Consider the following 18,081-nt stretch of genomic DNA (forward strand, 5'->3'; position numbering starts at 1 on the left):
CGTGAGGCTCCGCCCGACGGGCGGGACCGCGCGCGAACGGATGCGATGCGCTGCCCGCGTCCGACAGACGCGGGGCGCCGCCCGCGTCAGGCGGGTGCGGTGAGCGACGCGTCGTGCAGGTGACGGTCGCCGTGCGGCAGCACCTTCACCATCACTCCGCGGCGGCGCAGGTCGGCGACCGCGCGCGTCTCGTCTTCGCGTGTGAGACCGAGGGCGTGGACGCTCGCGACCACGAGCACGTCCCCGTGCGTGAGGGTTCCGAAGAATCGGTCCAGCCGCTTCGCCCACCCCTCGAGCGTTTCGGGCGCGGGGTGGCGGAATCCCTCGATCGGCACACCGAAGCGTGTGAGGTCGTCGCGCTGCTGCACCACCGTCGGCATGTCGGGGCGCGAGACGACCAGCCCCACCAGGCGTGAGCCCGCGGGGCGGGCACGCCACCAGTCACGGTCGCTCTGCAGCTCGGTGAAGCACTTCGGGCACTCGGCCGCGGCGTGCACGAGGGGCACGGGGCTGGTCCCGGCGGCATCCGCAGATGACGGCATCGTCGGGATCGGATCGCTCATGGAAACCTCCGTCACCATTGTGCCGTACGCCGCGAGGAATCAGTCAGCTCGCCCCGGCGCACTCTCGTGTCGGTGTCCGGTTCTTGCGGGAAACGGCTGCCCGGACGCCCTCCGTCCAGCCATCGGGGGACAGGCCTCGCCGTGCCGGACGCACCCCGGGCCCGCCGCGACGCGCGACGGGCCCGGGAGCGGTCGGCTCAGTGGGCCGAGTACCCGCCGTCGACGAGGTGGTAGCTGCCCGAGATGAACGAAGCGGCGTCGCTCAGCAGGAACAGCGTCAGCGCGGCCACTTCGGCGTCGGTGCCCAGGCGACCCGTCGCGTGCTCGTTCTCGAGGTGGGTGAGGGCCTCGGGCGACAGGCTCGAGCGCACGAGCGGGGTGTCGATGAACCCGGGGCCGACGGCGTTGGTGCGCACGCCCTGCGCGGTGTACTCGAGCGCGGCGACCTTCGTCAGGCCGACCAGGGCGTGCTTGCTGGCGACGTACGCCGCGTTCTGGGCGATGCCGACCGATCCGAGGACGGAGGCCATGTTCACGATGGCGCCGCCACCGGCCTCGACGATCGCGGGCAGCTGGAACCGGAGGCCGTAGAAGACGCCGTCGAGGTCGACCGCGCGCACGCGGTCCCACGCCTCGATGTCGTAGTCGCCGATGTTCTGCGGGGCGGCGCCGATGCCGGCGTTGTTCACCGCCAGGTGAAGGGCGCCGAACGTCTCCTTCGCGAAGGCGACGGCGGCTTCGGAGTCCTGCCACTTCGCCGTGTTCTGGGCGAAGGCGGCAGCCGATCCGCCCGCGTCGGTGATCTGCGCGACGACGGCGTCAGCCGCCTCGCGGTTGATGTCGGTGACCACGACCGAGGCGCCTTCTTCGGCGAGTTCCCGCGCGATCTCCGCGCCGATGCCGCTGCCCCCACCGGTGACGAGTGCGACTTTGCCGGTGAACCTGCTCATGAACGAACTTCTCTCCCGCCGTCGAGTCACCACGGCTTTCGCGGTGACCGCAGGCGCCTGGGGGAGAACCCACCAGCCGTCGCGCCTATTCCAGCCCCACCCCCCGCGCGAGTCGCCGAGAATTGTCGCGTCGACGTGCCGAAAGCGACACATCCTCGCGACTCCCGCGGGGGTTGGGGGCCGGGATCAGTCGTCGGTGCCGTCGTCGATGCGCAGCTCCAGGCTCAGCTGGTCGGCGTCGAGCTCGGCCAGGGCGTGGCGCAGGGCGGCGGTGCTGTACCGGCCGTCACGGCTGAGGCGGTCGAGTCGTCGGCGCATGGCATCCAGCGACGCCAGGCGCAGTTCCAGCAGGTCGCGCACCCGGCTGGTCGCCTCGTCGTCGGGCGGCCGGGTGAGCCGCGCTCCGGCGCGTTCGACCATCTCGGCGGGGAAGGTGCCGCCGTCGCGTCGGGTGAGGGTTCCCGACTGCACGGCGGCGATCGCGGCGTCGCGCAGCTCGGCGTCGAGCGCGCGCTGCTCCTCCCGTGACGGTCCCTGGCCGCCTTCCCCGGCCAGCCCGACCGTCCGCACCACCGCGGGCAGCGTGATGCCCTGCAGCACCAGGCTGAAGAGCGCGACCAGGAAGGCCACGAAGATCAGCAGCGGTCGCTGAGTCGTGTCTTCGGGCAGCGTCTGGGCGGCGGCCAGCGTGACGACCCCGCGCATGCCCGCCCACACGATCACCGTGCCGTGTCGCGCGCCCAGGGGCGTGTCGCGGTAGTAGTCGAGGTCGGCCATGGTGCGCGAGATGCGCGTGCGCATCCAGCCGATGCGCCGCGCGGCACGCGCCGGGTCGTCGGCTTGACCCTGCGTGTCGAGCTCACCCGCGTGGTACGCCTCTTCGAAGTCGTCGAGGCGCTGTTGCGCGTTCTCGACGCGGTCCTGGTGACGCCAGAGGCCGTGACTGCGGCGGCCCTGCACCCAGACGAGACCCGACACGTACAGGCCGCGCACGACGAGAGCGATGCCGAGGGCCGACAGGGCGAGCCAGGTGCCGTGCCACAGGCCCTCGTGCTCGCGCAGGTTGCTGGTGACGATGTCTTTCAGCTCGAGCCCGAACACCAGGAAGACGCCGCCCTCGAGGATCAGCTCGATCGTGCGCCAGTTCAGTCGGTCGCTCATGCGCTGCTCGGGGGTGAACCGCCGGGCGGCGCCCTGGCCCGTGACGATGCCGGCGACCACCGCGGCCACCAGACCGGAGCCACCGAGGTGCTCGGTGGGCAGGTACGCGATGAACGGGATGGCGAAGCTCAGCGCGGTGTTGGCGGCGGAGTTGGTGACGCGCTCGCGCACGCGCAGGTTCACCCAGCCGACGACGGCGCCGAGCACCAGGGCGAGCACGACGGCCCACGCGAAGTTGGCGAGGGCGTCGGCGAACGCGAAACCGGATGCCACGGCGGCGACCGCCGTGCGCAGGAGCACCAGGGCGGTGGCGTCGTTGAGCAGACTCTCGCCCTCGAGCATGGTGACCACGCGGGGTGAGATGCCCAGGCGCTTGGCGATGGAGGTCGCCACGGCGTCGGTGGGACTGAGGATCGCCCCGAGCGCGATGCCCAGCGCGAGGCCGAGCCCCGGGACCACCGCCCAGAAGAACAGCCCCAGAACGATCGAGCTGAAGACCACGAGCAGCACCGACAGCCCGGCGATCGGGGCGAAGTCGCGGCGGAACTCGATGGCGGGCAGTTGCACCGCGGCCGAGTACAGCAGGGGTGGGAGCACCCCGATCAGGATCACCTCGGGGTCGACCGCGAAGGCGGGGACGAACGGCAGCAGGCTCACGGCCGCGCCGATGGCGAGCAGCACGAGCGGGCCCGCGACGTTGAAGCGGGGAGCGATGACCGTCACCAGCGCGACGACCACGACGCCCGCGACGATGGCGAGGAGGGGATCGATCACCGTCCGAGGCTATCCCTCGCGAGCGTCCGAGTCCCGGCCGGGAGCCGCGAAAGCCCGATGCGGGGCCCTCACCCCTCGCGGACGACGGCGGCGGCGACCGCCCGCATGCCGGCGAGGGTCTCGGTGAAGCTCGTCGACAGGGGAGAGAGCCCGATGCGCAGCCCGTGCGGGTCGCGGTAGTCGGGGATGACGTCGTCGGCCCAGAGCCGTGCGGTCACGGCGCGCATCGAGGGGTGCGAGAGCGTGAGGTGCCCTCCGCGCTCGGCGGGATCGCGGGGGGAGGCGAGCCGCACACCCAGCGGACTCAGGATGCCGTCGGCCACGCGCAGCGCGAATTCGGTGAGGGCGACGGACTTGGCGCGCACCGCCGCGATGCCGGCCTGCTCGAGAAGATCGAGGGTGTCCTGCAGGGCGATCATCGCCAGGACCGGAGGCGTCCCCGACAGGAACCGGCGCATGCCGTCGGCGGGGCGGTAGAGCGGCCCCATCGAGAAGACGTCGGCCGCTCCCATCCACCCCTGGACCGGCTGCGTGAGCGTCGACTGGTGCCGGGTGGCGACGTAGGCGAACGCCGGAGACCCCGGGCCGCCGTTCAAGTACTTGTACGTGCAGCCCACGGCGAGGTCCGCGCCCCAGGCGTCGAGCTCCACCGGCACGGAACCCGCCGAGTGGCAGAGATCCCACAGCACCAGGGCGCCGGCGTCGTGGGCGATCGCGGTGAGACCGGGACCGTCGGCGAGGAACCCGGAACGGTACGACACGTGGCTCAGCAGCACCACGGCGGTGCGTGGGCCCACGACGGCGCGGAGCAGGTCGGCATCCACTCCCCGGGCGGTGTCGACCTCGACCCACACCACCCGAGCACCCCGTTCGGCGGCGATCCCCTCGACGAGGTAGCGATCGGTGGGGAAGTCGTCGCGCCCGACGACGATCTCGACGCGGTTCGCGTCGGTGGTCATCTGCGCGTCGAGGGCAGCGCGCAGCAGCTTGTAGAGCAACACGGTGGTGGAATCGCCGATCACCGTCTGGCCACCCGCCGCGCCCAGGGTCGACGCGCCGATCCGGTCGCCGATGGTGAACGGCAGCTCCATCCACGCCTCGTCCCACCCGCGGATGAGGCGACCGCCCCACTCGTCGGTCACGAACCGCGCGAGTCGGTCGGCGGTGGCGCGGGGCGGTCGTCCGAGCGAGTTGCCGTCGAAGTAGACCAGCGGGCTCTCGGCGCCGACGAAGGCGTCGCGATGCGCCGCGAGGGGGTCGGCGGCGTCGAGGGCGGCGGCTTCGGCGTCGAGGGCGGAATCAGTCGGCACGGGGGAGCTCCTCGGTGGGGACGACCGTTCCGCGGCTGAGCCAGGTCGGCACGTCGTCGGGGTCGGTGGGGGCGGGACCGGCGACGAACGTCGACACGGCCTCATCGGGGACGGTGGCGGGCCACGGGTCGGCGAGAGCGGCGATCAGCGCGTCACCGCGCACGCCGGCCTCGTGTACGGCGAGGAGCTCGCGGCGATTGAGACCGACCGGCAACGGGCCGTTGCCGAGGTCGGTGCCGTACAGCACGCGTCCGCCACGGGCGGCGAAGGCGCGAAGATTGGCGACCGCGTGCTCTCGCTCGGCCCCGCGATGGATGTCGAGGGTCGAGATCCACGCCTGTCCCGCCGTGACGGCGCGCGAGACCAGACGGCGCGAGACGCGGGCGTCGAAGGGGGTGTGCGCCAGGGCCGACACGCCGGCCTCGACCGCCCGCTCGACCTGTCCCGCACCCTGCGCGTGGGCGACGACGGCGAGACCGCGTTCGGCAGCGGCCACGATGACGGCGGCGAGCACGTCGTCGCTCACCACCGGTCCCGCGTCGGCGTGCAGGGCGATCTTGATCACCGACGCACCGGCGTCCGCCTGCTCGTCGACCGCCGTGCGTGCGCCCCCGACGACTCCCGGATGCAGCGAGGCGTCCCAGACGTCGCGCACGATGGCATCCGGAGCCCATCCCCGGCCACGCGGATACCCGCCGGGCGCTGTCAGGAAGGCTCCCGCGTAGGCGACGCGGGGCAGGCCCGTCGTGCGACGGGCGAGGGCCACCGGATCGCCGCCGAGGTCGACGACCCCGGCGATGCCGCGCGCCGCCAGCCGCTCCGGGTCGATCAGGTGCAGATGCACGTGGTGATCGACGAAGGCGGGAAGCGCCGTGCCGGCGACGCCGGTGAGCGCGCGGCGGGTGGGACGCGCGGTGGCGAGGGTCATGCCGACCCCGGTCAGATCAGCGACAGCTCGCGGAGCTTGGCCTCGACGTCGGCGTTCGAGGGCTCGACGTGGTGGCTGGAGTCGGGGTACAGAACCACCGGGATGCTCGTACGCCCGGAGATCTCTTTCGCGACGTCGGCCGCGGCCGGGTCGGCCACGAGGTCGACGTACTCGTACGCGACGCCGAGCTCGTCGAGCTGCTTCTTGGTGCGGATGCAGTCACGGCACCAGTCGGCGCCGAACATACGGATGGGAGCTTCGCTGGACATGCTTCCAGCGTACGCCGCCGCACGGCGACGAGCGCCGATCGGATCAGGCCGTCAGTTCGTCTTCGAGCGGCTCGACGGCCCGCACCGCCTTGCCCACGCGGCTCTTCTTGGGCGCGTAGACGACGAGGGCGTGGAAGACGAAGCGCACCACGAATGCCGCGACCAGCGTGAGGGCGGCCGCGATGACGCTGGGCATGTGCGCGCGCTCGACGAGGATCGCGATGACGGGGATGCGCACGATCGCCTCGACGCCGTTGAACGCGAACGACTTGACGAACCGGTGGCGCATGAGCCCCGACTCGGCCCGCATGTCGGCGAACACGAGGTACTCGAGCGCGAGGAAGTTGGCGACGATGGTGATGACGCTGGCGATGACCGCGGCGAGGATGTACTCGACGTGTACGGCCACCAGGGCCCACATGATCGCGAGGTTGGCCACCGCGCCGATGCCGCCGACCAGGGCGAACGCCGACATGCGGCCGAAGCGCAGCATGGTCAGCTGCGTGAGGAAGCGCATTCCCTGGCTGAACGAGGCCTTGGATTCACCGGCGAAGCGCGGCGCGAAGGAGAACGGGACCTCGGCCACGCGCATCTGCTTGCGGGCGAGGATCTCGAGCAGGATCTTGAAGCCGCGCGGGTGCAGTTCTTCGAGGTCGAGCGAGCGACGGTCGATGAGGAAGAAGCCCGTCATGGGGTCGGAGCAGTTGTGCAGCTTCTTCGGGAACATCGACTTGGTCAGCAGGGTCGACGCGCGCGAGACCGTGGTGCGCACCGCGTTGGCGAGCCCGTCGGAGGTGCCGCCCGCGATGTAGCGCGAGGCCACGACCACGTCGGCGTCGCCGACCTCGACCCGGTCGAGGAGTTCGGCGATGACCTCGGGCGGGTGCTGCAGGTCGCCGTCCATGACGACGCAGTAGTCCGCCGCAGCGGCCCGGATGCCGTCGACGACGGCGCCGCCGAGGCCTCCGACGGGGTCGTCGCGGTGGATGAGGCGCACCGGGACGTGCGCGGCGGCGGCGACGGCGCGGATGATGTCGGGGGTGTCGTCGGTCGAATCGTCGACGAAGATGATCTCGACGTCGCGACCGAGAAGCGCCTGCGTCGTACGACGGACGAGTTCGGCGACGTTCGGACCCTCATTGAAGGTCGGAACGATGACGGAAAGGTCCATAGGTGCTCGCGTTTTCTCGGTGAGACAGAAGTACACAGCGTAGACCGGCCGACGCGTGCTCAATTGGGCATTGTGGCGGAGTTACCTGGGAGACTGCGGATGCCCACCCCTGCGAAGCACGGGAATCCCGTCGGAAACGTCGGGAATCGGCATCCTGATCAGCCGATGTACCCCTTCAGGTCATCGACGGTCATTCCGTAGTTCATCCGGACGACCGGCAGGGCGAGCTTGTCGGTGCCGATGCGCACGTACCCCTGCTCGACGGTGCGCCCCATCTCGAAGCCGGCCTTTCGCAGCGCCTCTTTCGTCGTGTCGTTGTAGTGACCGAACGGGTAGGCCACCACTTCTTTCGCGCCCAGGATCTCGGCGGACTTCTCGAGGTCTGCAGCGATCGTTTCGACGTCGTCGTTGACCATGCGGCCCTTGCCGTTGGCCCCGGCACGGTGCAGGTCGTGGGTGTGCGAGCGCTGCAGCACGAACTGGTTCGGGGTGGGCTCGGTGCGCGAAGAGGTGATGACGAACGAGGTCGTGAGCAGGTTGCGCCCGTCGACGATCGGTGCGGCGAGCTCGAGCCAGGAGCTGTCGGCGTCGTCGTCGGTGATGATGACGGAGTGCTTCGGCAGGTACAGGGCGCCGTCGATGAACGCGCTCAGCTCGTCCCACGTGGGCAGGTAGAAGCCGGACTGCTGGATGTACGCCATCTGCGCGTCGAAGTCGCCGACGTAGGCGTAGTTCAGACGCAGCCAGGTGTCTTCGCCCTGCGGGTTCCGCGTGAACTGGTGGTACATCAGGATCGGGATGCCGGCGGCCTCGGCCGTGTTCGCCTCGGGGGAGGTCCACCCGGCGTGCAGCGTGCGCTCGCGATCGGTGCACGACACCAGGTCGGCGCCGTTCAGTCGCGCGGAGAGGTTCAGCGCGGCGGCGTCGGTGGCCGCGGCGTACCACCCGGCGAACACGCGACCGGCGGTCCGGGGGATCGGCAGGCCCTGGTACCGGTTGCCCTCGGTCTGCAGCACGGGGGCGATCTCGATGCCTTCTCCCTCGTACGACACCGCGCAGGCTCTCGCGTCGGTCGAGGTGGCGAGCAGCTGCTGGGCGGCGCTCAGCGTCGGCGGGGTCGGCGTCGGGGTGCTCGTGGGGGTCTCGACCACGGCGGTCTCGTCGGCGACGGGTGGGGCGGCGGGCCCGCGGGTCAGAGCGAGAGCGGTGACGCCGGCGGCGATGACCGCGACCGCGACGGCGGCGACGAGCGTGCGGCGGGCACGGACGCGTCTCGAGGAGCGGCGACGGTGCTGGGCTCGGGTGGTGGTCATGGTGCCTCGGGCTCGGGTGGCGATTCGCGCCGATCCTATCGGGACGGTTCACGGCGCCGATGAACGGTTTCGACGGGCGCGAGGACGGGTGCGAGGGCGGGCGCGAGGACTCGCGCGACAATGGGGGCATGATCCGCATCGGCATCGTCGGCACCAGCACCATCTCCGAGCGTCTCGCCGGGGCGGTGGCGGAGGTCGAGGGCATCGAGGTCTCGCGCGTCGCCTCGCGCGACCCCCGACGCGCGCGGGAGTTCGCCGACGCGGTCGGCGCGCCCGGGACCGCCGTCGGCCTCGACGACCTGCTCGCGGCCGCCGACGTCGACGCCGTCTACCTCGCGAGCCCCAACGCGCTGCACGCGGAACAGGTGCGGACGGCGGTGGATGCCGGCATCCCGGTGCTCGTCGAGAAGCCGGCCGTGCTGACGGCAGCGGACTGGGATGCCGCGGTCGCGCACGCCCGTTCCCGCGGCGTCGTGCTGCTCGAGGCGATGCGCACGGCGTACGACCCGGGGCTGGCCGCCGTGCGCGACGCCCTGCCGCGGCTGGGGACCCTCCGCCGCGTCTCGCTGCGCTACGAGAAGCGCTCCGCGCGGTACGACCACGTGCTCGCCGGGGAGCAGACGAACATCTTCGATCCCGCGCTCGGGGGCAGCGCCCTGCGCGACCTGGGCGTGTACCCGCTGCACGCCCTCGTGCGGCTTCTCGGGGCGCCGCGGAGCATTCACGGCGTGCGCGTCGGCATCGCCTCGGGCACCGACGGGCTGGGCAGCGCGCTCGCCGCCTACGACGGGTTCGTCGCCGACGTCGCCTGGTCGAAGATCACCGACACGGCACTGCCCAGCGAGCTCCAGGGCGAGACGGCCTCGCTCTCGATCGATGCGATCGACGCCCCGAGACGCCTGACGATCACGCCCCGCGACGCCGCGCCGCAGGTCATCGACGTCGTAGCTGCCGCCAACCCGATGGTGGCCGAGGTGGAGCGCTTCCGCGACGCGGTGCTCGGCGCCGACGTCTCCGCGGATCAGGACCTCACCGCCCTCACCCTGCGTCTGGTCGACGACCTGCTGCGGGTGCCGCTGACGTAACGGTTCACCCGGTGTTTCCCCCGGGGCGAGAGGATCCGGCCATGCAACGACCGGGACGCGTGAGCGAGGTGTTCCTCGCCTTCCTGCGCCTGGGGCTGACCTCGTTCGGCGGGCCGGTCGCCCACCTCGGGTACTTCCGCGACGATCTCGTCGCGCGGCGGCGGTGGATGGACGACCGCGCCTACGCCGACCTCGTGGCGCTCTGCCAGTTCCTCCCGGGGCCGGCGTCGAGCCAGGTGGGCTTCGCGATGGGTCTGCAGCGCGCCGGGACGCTCGGCGCGCTCGCCGCGTTCGTGGCCTTCACGCTGCCCTCGGCCGTGATCCTGGTCGCCTTCGCCGCGGGCGCGTCACTCGTGGGCGGTCCCGTCGGCGACGGCGTGCTCTCGGGGCTGAAGATCATCGCGGTCGCCATCGTCGCCCACGCGGTGTGGGGCATGGCGCGCACCCTGACCCCCGACGCCCGCCGCGCGGGCATCGCCGTCATCGCTCTGGCGGTGGCTCTCATCGCGCCCGGCGCACTCGGGCAGATCGGCGCGCTGGTCATCGGGGTCATCGTGGGCCTGTGGCTGCTGCGCGGTGTCGCCGAGCCGCCCGCGGCCGCTCTCGCGCCGTTCGGTGTGTCGCGCCGGGTGGCGGTCGTCTGCCTCGTGCTCGCCGCCGCCGGCCTGGTCGGGCTTCCGATACTGGTCGCGGTGACGGGCTCGGGCACCGTCGCGCTCGCCGACGCGTTCTTCCGCTCCGGGGCGCTCGTGTTCGGCGGCGGCCACGTGGTGCTGCCCCTTCTGCAGGCCGCGGTAGTCGAGACCGGCTGGGTGTCGCCCGAGGTCTTCCTCACCGGGTACGGCGCCGCGCAGGCCGTGCCCGGCCCGCTGTTCACCTTCGCCGCCTACCTGGGCGCCGTGTCGGACGTCGGACCGGGCGGTGTCGAGGGAGCCGCGATCGCGCTGCTCGCGATCTTCGTGCCCGGCTTCCTCGTGCTCGTGGGGGTACTGCCCTTCTGGGACGCCCTGCGGGGGAGACCCCGCGTCCGCGCGGCGATGCGCGGGGCGAATGCGGCGCTCGTCGGCATCCTGGCCGCGGCGCTCTACAGCCCGGTCTTCACCACCGCGGTGACCGGGCCCGGGCCGTTCGTCCTCGCGGCGCTCGGCTTCGTGCTGCTGACGGCGTTCCGGGCACCGGCTTGGGCCGTGGTGCTCGTCGGAGCCGCCGGGGGAGTGCTGCTCGGCCTCCTCGGGTGACAGGGTCATCGTCCGCTGTCAGGATGAACGCACCGCACCTCGCCGTACCGTTTTCGGCCGTACCGTTTTCGAAGGAGAGAACCGTGTACCAGAGCCCCTTCCCGCGCATCGACATCCCCGACCAGAGCATCTACGACTACCTGTTCGGCTCGCTCGCCGACGACGATCTCGATCGCGTCGCCCTGATCGACCCGGCCAGCGGCGCCGAGACGACCTACGGCGGACTCCGCGCCCAGGTCGACGGGTTCGCCGGGGCTCTCGCCGCACGCGGGGTCGACACCGACACCGTCGTCGCCGTACTCTGCCCGAACGTTCCGGCCTTCGCGACGGTGTTCCACGGCATCCTGAGACTCGGCGCCGTCGTCACCACGATCAACTCCCTCTACACCGCGCGCGAGATCGAGACGCAGCTGCGCGACGCGGCGGCGACCTGGCTCGTGACGGTGTCGCCGCTGCTGCCGCAGGCGCTCGCCGCCGCCCGGGCCGCGGGACTCGACGACGACCGCGTGATCGTGCTCGACGGCGCCGAGGGACACCTCGACCTGCGCTCCCTGCTGGGCGAGGGGCGCACGCCGCCCGAGGTGCGTTTCGACCCGTCGACGCACGTGGCCGTGCTGCCGTACTCGTCGGGGACGACCGGGGTGCCGAAGGGCGTGATGCTCTCGCACCGCAACCTCGTGGCCAACGTGCACCAGTGCCGGCCGGTGATCGAGATCTCGAGCGACGACCGGGTGCTGGCGGTGCTGCCGTTCTTCCACATCTACGGCATGACGGTGCTGCTGAACCTCGCCCTGAGGCAGCGGGCGAGCCTGGTCACCATGCCGCGGTTCGACCTGACGGAGTTCCTGCGGTCGGTGCAGCATCAGCGGTGCACCTTCCTCTTCATCGCGCCGCCCATCGCCGTCGCGCTGGCCAAGCATCCCCTGGTCGACGAGTTCGACCTCTCGAGCGTGCACAGCGTGTTCTCGGGGGCGGCGCCCCTCGACGGCGAGACCGCCGAGACCGCCGGGCGCCGCATCGGCGCGCGCTTCTTCCAGGGCTACGGCATGAGCGAGCTCAGCCCGGTGTCGCACGCGATCCCCGCCGGCGGCGACATGCCCGTGAGTTCGGTGGGCGTGCTGCTGCCGAACGTCGAGGCGAAGCTCGTCGACCCCGAGACGGGCGACGAACTCGAGATCCACGGCGACGACGGCCTGACGGCACCGGGCGAGATCTGGGTGCGCGGGCCGAACGTCATGCTCGGCTACCTGAACCGACCGGATGCCACGGCCGAGACCCTCGACGACGACGGGTTCCTGCACACCGGCGACATCGGCGTGCACCACGTCGACGGATACTTCACGATCGTCGACCGCCTCAAGGAGCTGATCAAGTACCACGGGTACCAGATCGCCCCCGCCGAGCTCGAGGCCCTGCTGCTCTCGCATCCGCAGATCCAGGATGCCGCGGTCATCGGCGTGCTCGACGACGACGGGCAGGAGATCCCCAAGGCGTTCGTGGTGGTCGGCTCCGGCAGTGAGCTGACCGAGGACGACGTGAAGGCCTTCGTGGCCGCGGAGGTCGCCCCGCACAAGAAGGTGCGGCGCGTGGAGTTCATCGACGTCATCCCCAAGTCGACGTCGGGCAAGATCCTGCGCAAAGACCTGCGGGCGCGCGAGCGGGCCTGACGACGACGAAGGGGGCGGGGAGTCCGTGTGACTCCCCGCCCCCTTCGTCGTCTCACGCGTCAGGGTGCGATCAGCGCACCCGTCTGCGCGGCGGCCTCTTCGGCGCGCTTGTCTTCGTCGTCCTTGCCGCGGCGCTCATCGGCGGCTTCCTGCAGCGCCGACTTGGCACGCAGCGGCGGCGTGCGGAAGAACAGCGACAGCACGAACGCGAGCAGCACGACCGACATCGCGACCCAGTAGACCGTCGTCGACGACGAGTTGAACCCGACGAGGAACGGCTTGGTCAGTCGCGCATCGGCGCCCACCAGGAACGACGTGTCGTCGAGGGCGGCACCCCCGAGCGCGGAGGTGTCGCCGCCCGCCGCGAACTGGTCTTCCAGCGTGGTCGCCACCGTGTCGACGAACGCCGAGCGCTCACCGGCATTCGAGAAGTCCAGGCTCACCGTTCCGTCGGTGCCGATCCGCGCGACCGGCACCTGCTGCTGGATCTGCGCCGACGCGGCCGAGAGGGCTTGCGAGACGGCGGTCTGCGTCGCCGCGGCCTGCGCCGAGGCGGGGATCTGCCCGGCGGCGACCTGAGCGGCGACCGCCTGGGTCGCGGCATCCGTCGCCTGCTGCACGCCCGCCTGCACCTGGGCGGTCGTGCCCTCGGTGACCTGCGAGAGGATCGGGCCGTAGATCGTCGACATGATCTTCTCGTTCGCCGGCGCCGACGACACCGTGGGGTCGAGGGCGGCGTCGAGCGCGTCGGTGAGGGTCGGGCGGTCCGAGAACGAGCCGATCACGTTCGTGGGCATGAGCGTGAACAGCAGCGACAGCAGCACGGCCGTGCCCAACGTTCCACCGATCTGGCGGAAGAACGTCGACCCGCTCGTGGCCACGCCCATGTCGCGCACGCCGACCGAGTTCTGGCTCGCGATGGTGAGCGTCTGCATCAGCTGACCGAGGCCCAGGCCGATGACGAGCATGGCGATGGCCACGTGCCAGTAGGGGCTGTCGTACTTGAGGAACGTCAGCAGGAAGAAGCCGACCGACATGAGCAGCGTGCCGAGGATCGGGAACATGCGGTAGCGGCCGGTGCGGGCGATGAGCTGTCCGCTGACGATCGAGGCGACCATCAGGCCGAGGATCATCGGCAGCATCTCGAGGCCGCTCTGCGTGGGCGAGGAGCCCAGCACGAGCTGCAGGTACAGCGGCAGGGTCAGCATCGCACCGAACATGCCGAAGCCGACGAGCACGCCGATGACCGTCGCCATCGAGAAGGTGGGGGAGCGGAAGAGCTTCAGCGGAATGAGCGCGTCATCCTTCATCTTCGTCTCGGCGATGACGAAGGCCAGGATGCCGAGTGCTCCGATCACGTAGCAGGCGAGGGCGATGGGCGAGCCCCAGCCCCACTCGCGGCCCTGCTCGGCGACGAGCAGCAGGGGCACGAGGGCGACGATCACCGTGGTGGCGCCCCACCAGTCGATGCGCACCGACCCGCGCGGCTGCTTGGGGATGTGCAGGAACCGCCAGACGATGGCCAGCGCCATGATGCCGATCGGCACGTTGATGAGGAACACCCAGCGCCATCCGGTGATGAACAGGATCTCGCTGGCACCGGCGAACAGGCCGCCGACGAGCGGACCGATGACGCTCGAGATGCCGAACACGGCGAGGAAGTAGCCCTGGTACTTCGCGCGCTCGCGCGGGGCGAGGATGTCGCCCATGATCGCCAGGGGCATCGACATGAGGCCGCCGGCGCCCAGGCCCTGGATCGCGCGGAAGGCCGCCAGCTCGACCATCGAGGTCGAGAAGCTGGCGAGCACCGAGCCGATGATGAAGATCAGGATGGCGATCAGGAACAACGGACGGCGTCCGAAGATGTCGGAGAGCTTGCCGTAGATGGGCGTCGAGATCGTCGAGACGATCAGGTAGGCGGTGGTGACCCACGCCTGCAGGCTCAAGCCCTGCAGGTCGTCGCCGATCGTGCGGATCGAGGTGCCGACGACCGTCTGGTCGAGGGCGGAGAGGAACATTCCGGCCATGAGGCCGAAGATGACGAACATGATCATGCGGTGGGTCATGACCGTGTCGGTGCCGGCGGTGTGCGCGCGGCGATTGCGAGTGATGTCTGACATCGGGGCCTCATCGGGAAGGGTCGGCGGGCGACTCGATCGAGCGGAGTCGGGCGCCAGGTGTTTGCTAAAAGTCAACAAATAGTAGCGCTGTCTGGCGACGCGCGCTGCACCCTGGGGAATCTCGCTCGGTGGGGAGCGGTTCGCGATGGGGCGCGGCCGAGGGTGCCCGCGTCGAGAAGAGGGGGTGCCGCGAGAGCAGGCCGATCGGGCGCTGAGCGGCCCGTTGTCGGCCACCGGGCCTGGTTCTCGGCGCAGTGGGGCCGCGGCTCTTCGGTGCGGAGCGCCGTAGGTGAAGGAGGGCCAGGGGCGTCCTCGCGTCGCGTACTCTCTTCGTGCCCGCGAGATGAAGGCAGCCCCGAAGGCTCGAGGGGGGAGAGTGATGGGCGATACCGTGCGCGCGACCTGCGCACTTGGGGTGATGAGTTAGGGATCTTCGCTCGCCGCTGGTGGTGGACGCTTGCGGTCATCGCTCTGATGACGTGGCTCCCTCCCGTGCGAGCAGGCGGCCGTCGGATCGCCGGCCGGTACCCCGCGAACGAGTCGCGGCGTACCGGCCGAAATCACGACAGAATGTGAACATGAGCGCCTTACCGCTGTACGGCCGTGACGCGGACCTTGAAGCTGTCGTCGCTGCGGTGGAGGGATTCACGCTCGTTGTGGGCGATTCGGGCATCGGCAAGTCGAGCTTCCTTTCAAGTCTGACTTCATGGCCAGGCGATCCGCTTCTATCGAGTCCGATCGTTCTCAAGTCGCTTGAGGGATCGTTGCAGACCGCGCTTGCGGACGCTATCGGGGACTGCATGTCGCAATATCTGAACGACGCGCCAGACGCGCATTCCGCGTGGGCCGTCGTGAAATCGATCGGCGCGCGAGCGAAGTCGATTACCGGCCGCGAGATCGGACAGGCGGTCCTCTCTCGCGCCCTCACCTTTGCTGAATCAAAGCTCGGCAAAGATGTGATCGACATCGGGAAGAAGGTCCTTGGCGATGTGGCCAAGGGCGGCATGCTGGGTTTCGACGACCAACTGGCGACAATCCGAGTTCCTGATCGTGCGCAAGAGCTGTGTGGAATAGCGGCGGAGTTCAGCCAGGCTGTCGGGCGACCAATCGTGCTCCGTTTTGACAATGCCGAGCGTCTGGTTCCCTCGGACCACGGGTTGCTCGCTGAACTTGTTGACGCCGTTGTCGGGGAGGTGCGGATAGTGGCCTGCGTTACTCCGCACCATTCCTCGGGCGATCAGATCATTCGAACGGTATCGATGAGGGGCAGCAAGCCTCACGAACTGCTCCCGCTCGCTCGCCCTGCCATTCAAACGTGGCTCGTGTCGGAGCGCGTGCCTCAACCTTGGTGGGACACGATTATCAGACTCTCTAGCGGCTATCCGTTCTTCATCGCTGATGCCGTACGGCTTTCAGGTGTAAACGCATCGCTCGATGAGATCGCCGCGCCGAACGGATTCGAGGCGCTTATGCGCGCTTCGTGGACAAGCATCCCTGAGGGCATCCGGGCAACGGCAGCGCGACTGGCCCCCTTTGCAGATCCACCGAGCGATGAGTTCCTTCTTCAGTATCTAGGTTTCGACGTTCTGCAGTGGGGCATTCTGACTGACACTTTGTTGGAGGCGGGCTTGTTCGTCCGCCGGTCGGATCACACAGTTTGGTTTCACGATCGGCGCCGCGCATTCATCTGGGAAAGAGTGCTGAATCCCAAGTCGCGAGGGCACGTTGCTCAAGCTGCGTTTGCTGCCGTCGCGTCGTGGGTGGACGGCCTCAGCAGTTTCGAAGTCTGGGTGCCTTCCGCTACTGCGATCCTCGCGCGAGTGACCGAGCCGACGTCTTCTGAGAGTTCGATTGGTGACTTGCTCACGTTGTCTGAGGGCGCCATAGCGCTGCTATGGGGTCTGATCGAAGTAATAGAGCCGGACTCGATACGCGCTCCCTACGCCGAAATCGGTGAGGTGTTGCGGCATGCAGAGGCGCGATCAGGTCTAGTCCTCAATGGGTTGGCGACGATGACTGAACTCGAAGCAAAGAACCTGATCGAGACCCGAGAGGCAGACGACGTCCGTCTCGTCCGCAGCAAAGTGCGCGACAACACCGAGTATGCGGCTCTCCTCGGAGAGATCCAACTGCGATTCCACGTAATTCCGCGGCCTCGTCTAGCGTCCACCGCATTCGACACATTCGTTCGCCCCGTGATGGGCGCGTTCGACGCCGCGGTTATCGCGCTAGGTAGATCAAGCCTTGTCGACCATAATGACCAAGCGAAGCTTCTTCGTGACCCGAACCATATTGGGAGCGCCGATAAGCCACTGGCACTTGGGGTGACTCTGACGATCGACGAGCAACAGGTCAGCTTTACAGCCAAGTTCGCCACACGTGAGGCTAGAGACAACGCAGAGCGAGCGGTACTCGGCATCACAGGGCTCACATCCCGGGTTGAAGTCGACCGGGTCGTTCGCCTGCCGCAGCCTCGACTTCGCCATGCGCGATATCGGCTCGCGGCCGAAACGCTGGAACTGGAGCTGGCGAAGACCGAAGCGCCGCAGCCTGAAGAGATAGTTGCGTTTCTCGACTTGCGGGCGAGATACGCCGAAGCGCTCGGGACGGTCAGCACGGGCCAGGAACGGGAAGTGCTAGATCTCGGACTCCGACGCTATCTCGTTGACATGAAGAGGATGCCTGACTCTTGGACGTACTTCGAGGTGCGAACCCGAGACGTGCGGCCCACACAAGACGTGACAGAACTCGCTCTCGATCTTCGTGACCCGCTTCTAGAACTCAAGCTCCGCGCCGAGGGTTTTCTGACCGGCGGGGAACGAATAGTTAAGACGACTACCCGGTTTGGTGCGAAGCAGTCGATCCCACATCCCTTAGCGGCCGTCTTGGACGATATCGACCAGGCTGGCAAGAAGTACAACGCCGGGCTTCGCTCAGTGCTCTTCGCGCCCGATCTCGAAGTGCTCGAACGAGAGATTTACCGAGAGCGGGAACGGCTTAGAGAGGCGATAAGTGCTTTGGAGTCAGTTGGTGTCGAAGAGAAGAAGCCCCATCATCGGTCTTTGCTAGTCGGATTCTGGGAGGATGCCGATCCGTGGCGGGCCGGCGACTTTGGCAGCTGGGGTACGTGCGTGCTGGAGCCGGACGACGACGCGGGCGCCGTTGTTGTTCGGAGGCTTTCGCGATCACCGCTTGACGTCTCCACATGGCCTGAGATGAACGTGCCGGAGGTGTTCGCCGACTATGCGGGCTTGGAAGTCGTCCAGTGGCAAGACGGTGATGCGAGTTACGTCATCGCGCCGCTATTGGGTTACAGCGACAACGACGCACGAATGATGGATCTCGATACACCGCTCGGCCAGATGATCCGCAACACCTACGACGTCGTTGGTGAGAGCGCTGAGCTTGCTTGACCGACGGAGTCATCACTCCATGGTCAGAACGACTAATCAGCCGAGCGACGGCCGGGTGCGAAAGCTCCATGACCGGCCCCAGCTCCAGGCCGAGGGCGTCTCGGCTCGCCGCGCTGGCT

Annotated in this window: 13 protein-coding genes; 4 read left to right on the forward strand and 9 right to left on the reverse strand. The window is 69.2% G+C overall.

The window, feature by feature from the left end; all coding sequences use genetic code 11:
* Positions 1-86: 86 nt before the first annotated feature.
* The 8 genes from ASF96_RS02650 to ASF96_RS02685 form a co-directional block, all read right to left on the reverse strand.
* Positions 87-563 carry a hypothetical protein gene (locus ASF96_RS02650; protein WP_055831833.1) on the reverse strand — a complete coding sequence of 159 codons (477 nt, stop codon included), beginning with the start codon at positions 561-563 and terminating at the stop codon, positions 87-89.
* 197 nt (positions 564-760) lie between these two features.
* Positions 761-1,513, reverse strand: a complete 753-nt coding sequence (locus ASF96_RS02655) for an SDR family NAD(P)-dependent oxidoreductase (protein WP_055935692.1) — start codon at positions 1,511-1,513, stop codon at positions 761-763.
* Positions 1,514-1,699: 186 nt separating this feature from the next.
* Positions 1,700-3,448, reverse strand: a complete 1,749-nt coding sequence (locus ASF96_RS02660) for a cation:proton antiporter (protein WP_200934058.1) — start codon at positions 3,446-3,448, stop codon at positions 1,700-1,702.
* Positions 3,449-3,516: 68 nt separating this feature from the next.
* On the reverse strand, positions 3,517-4,758 hold the full coding sequence (locus ASF96_RS02665; protein WP_055935695.1) for a kynureninase: 1,242 nt from the start codon (positions 4,756-4,758) through the stop codon (positions 3,517-3,519).
* On the reverse strand, positions 4,748-5,686 hold the full coding sequence (locus tag ASF96_RS02670) for an amidohydrolase family protein (RefSeq protein ID WP_055935698.1): 939 nt from the start codon (positions 5,684-5,686) through the stop codon (positions 4,748-4,750). The genes ASF96_RS02665 and ASF96_RS02670 overlap by 11 nt, the downstream gene beginning before the upstream one ends.
* An 11-nt stretch (positions 5,687-5,697) precedes the next feature.
* Positions 5,698-5,955: a glutaredoxin family protein gene (locus ASF96_RS02675; protein WP_055831826.1), complete on the reverse strand. Its 258-nt coding sequence runs from the start codon at positions 5,953-5,955 to the stop codon at positions 5,698-5,700.
* A gap of 43 nt (positions 5,956-5,998) precedes the next feature.
* Positions 5,999-7,126: a glycosyltransferase gene (locus ASF96_RS02680; RefSeq protein ID WP_055831824.1), complete on the reverse strand. Its 1,128-nt coding sequence runs from the start codon at positions 7,124-7,126 to the stop codon at positions 5,999-6,001.
* Positions 7,127-7,284: 158 nt separating this feature from the next.
* Positions 7,285-8,439 (reverse strand): polysaccharide deacetylase family protein, encoded by a 1,155-nt coding sequence (locus ASF96_RS02685; protein WP_055935701.1) that lies wholly within the window; start codon positions 8,437-8,439, stop codon positions 7,285-7,287.
* A 128-nt stretch (positions 8,440-8,567) separates the two neighbouring features.
* Between ASF96_RS02685 and ASF96_RS02690 the strand changes: the two genes are divergently transcribed.
* The 3 genes from ASF96_RS02690 (at position 8,568) to ASF96_RS02700 (ending at position 12,429) form a co-directional block, all read left to right on the forward strand.
* Positions 8,568-9,524: a Gfo/Idh/MocA family protein gene (locus tag ASF96_RS02690; protein WP_055937621.1), complete on the forward strand. Its 957-nt coding sequence runs from the start codon at positions 8,568-8,570 to the stop codon at positions 9,522-9,524.
* A gap of 41 nt (positions 9,525-9,565) precedes the next feature.
* Positions 9,566-10,762, forward strand: a complete 1,197-nt coding sequence (chrA, locus tag ASF96_RS02695) for a chromate efflux transporter (protein WP_055935704.1) — start codon at positions 9,566-9,568, stop codon at positions 10,760-10,762.
* Between the two features lie 83 nt (positions 10,763-10,845).
* On the forward strand, positions 10,846-12,429 hold the full coding sequence (locus ASF96_RS02700; protein WP_055935707.1) for an AMP-binding protein: 1,584 nt from the start codon (positions 10,846-10,848) through the stop codon (positions 12,427-12,429).
* Positions 12,430-12,488: 59 nt separating this feature from the next.
* Here the strand turns inward: ASF96_RS02700 and ASF96_RS02705 are convergent, their stop codons facing one another.
* Entirely contained in the window at positions 12,489-14,549 is a 2,061-nt protein-coding gene (locus ASF96_RS02705) for an MDR family MFS transporter (RefSeq protein ID WP_055935709.1), read from the reverse strand.
* 578 nt (positions 14,550-15,127) lie between these two features.
* Here ASF96_RS02705 and ASF96_RS16685 point away from each other — a divergent pair.
* Complete coding sequence (locus ASF96_RS16685) at positions 15,128-17,962, forward strand: hypothetical protein (protein ID WP_156458686.1); 2,835 nt, start codon at positions 15,128-15,130, stop codon at positions 17,960-17,962.
* The last annotated feature ends 119 nt before the right edge of the window (positions 17,963-18,081 follow it).

The organism is Microbacterium sp. Leaf179, from assembly GCF_001423785.1.
GTDB lineage: Bacteria > Actinomycetota > Actinomycetes > Actinomycetales > Microbacteriaceae > Microbacterium.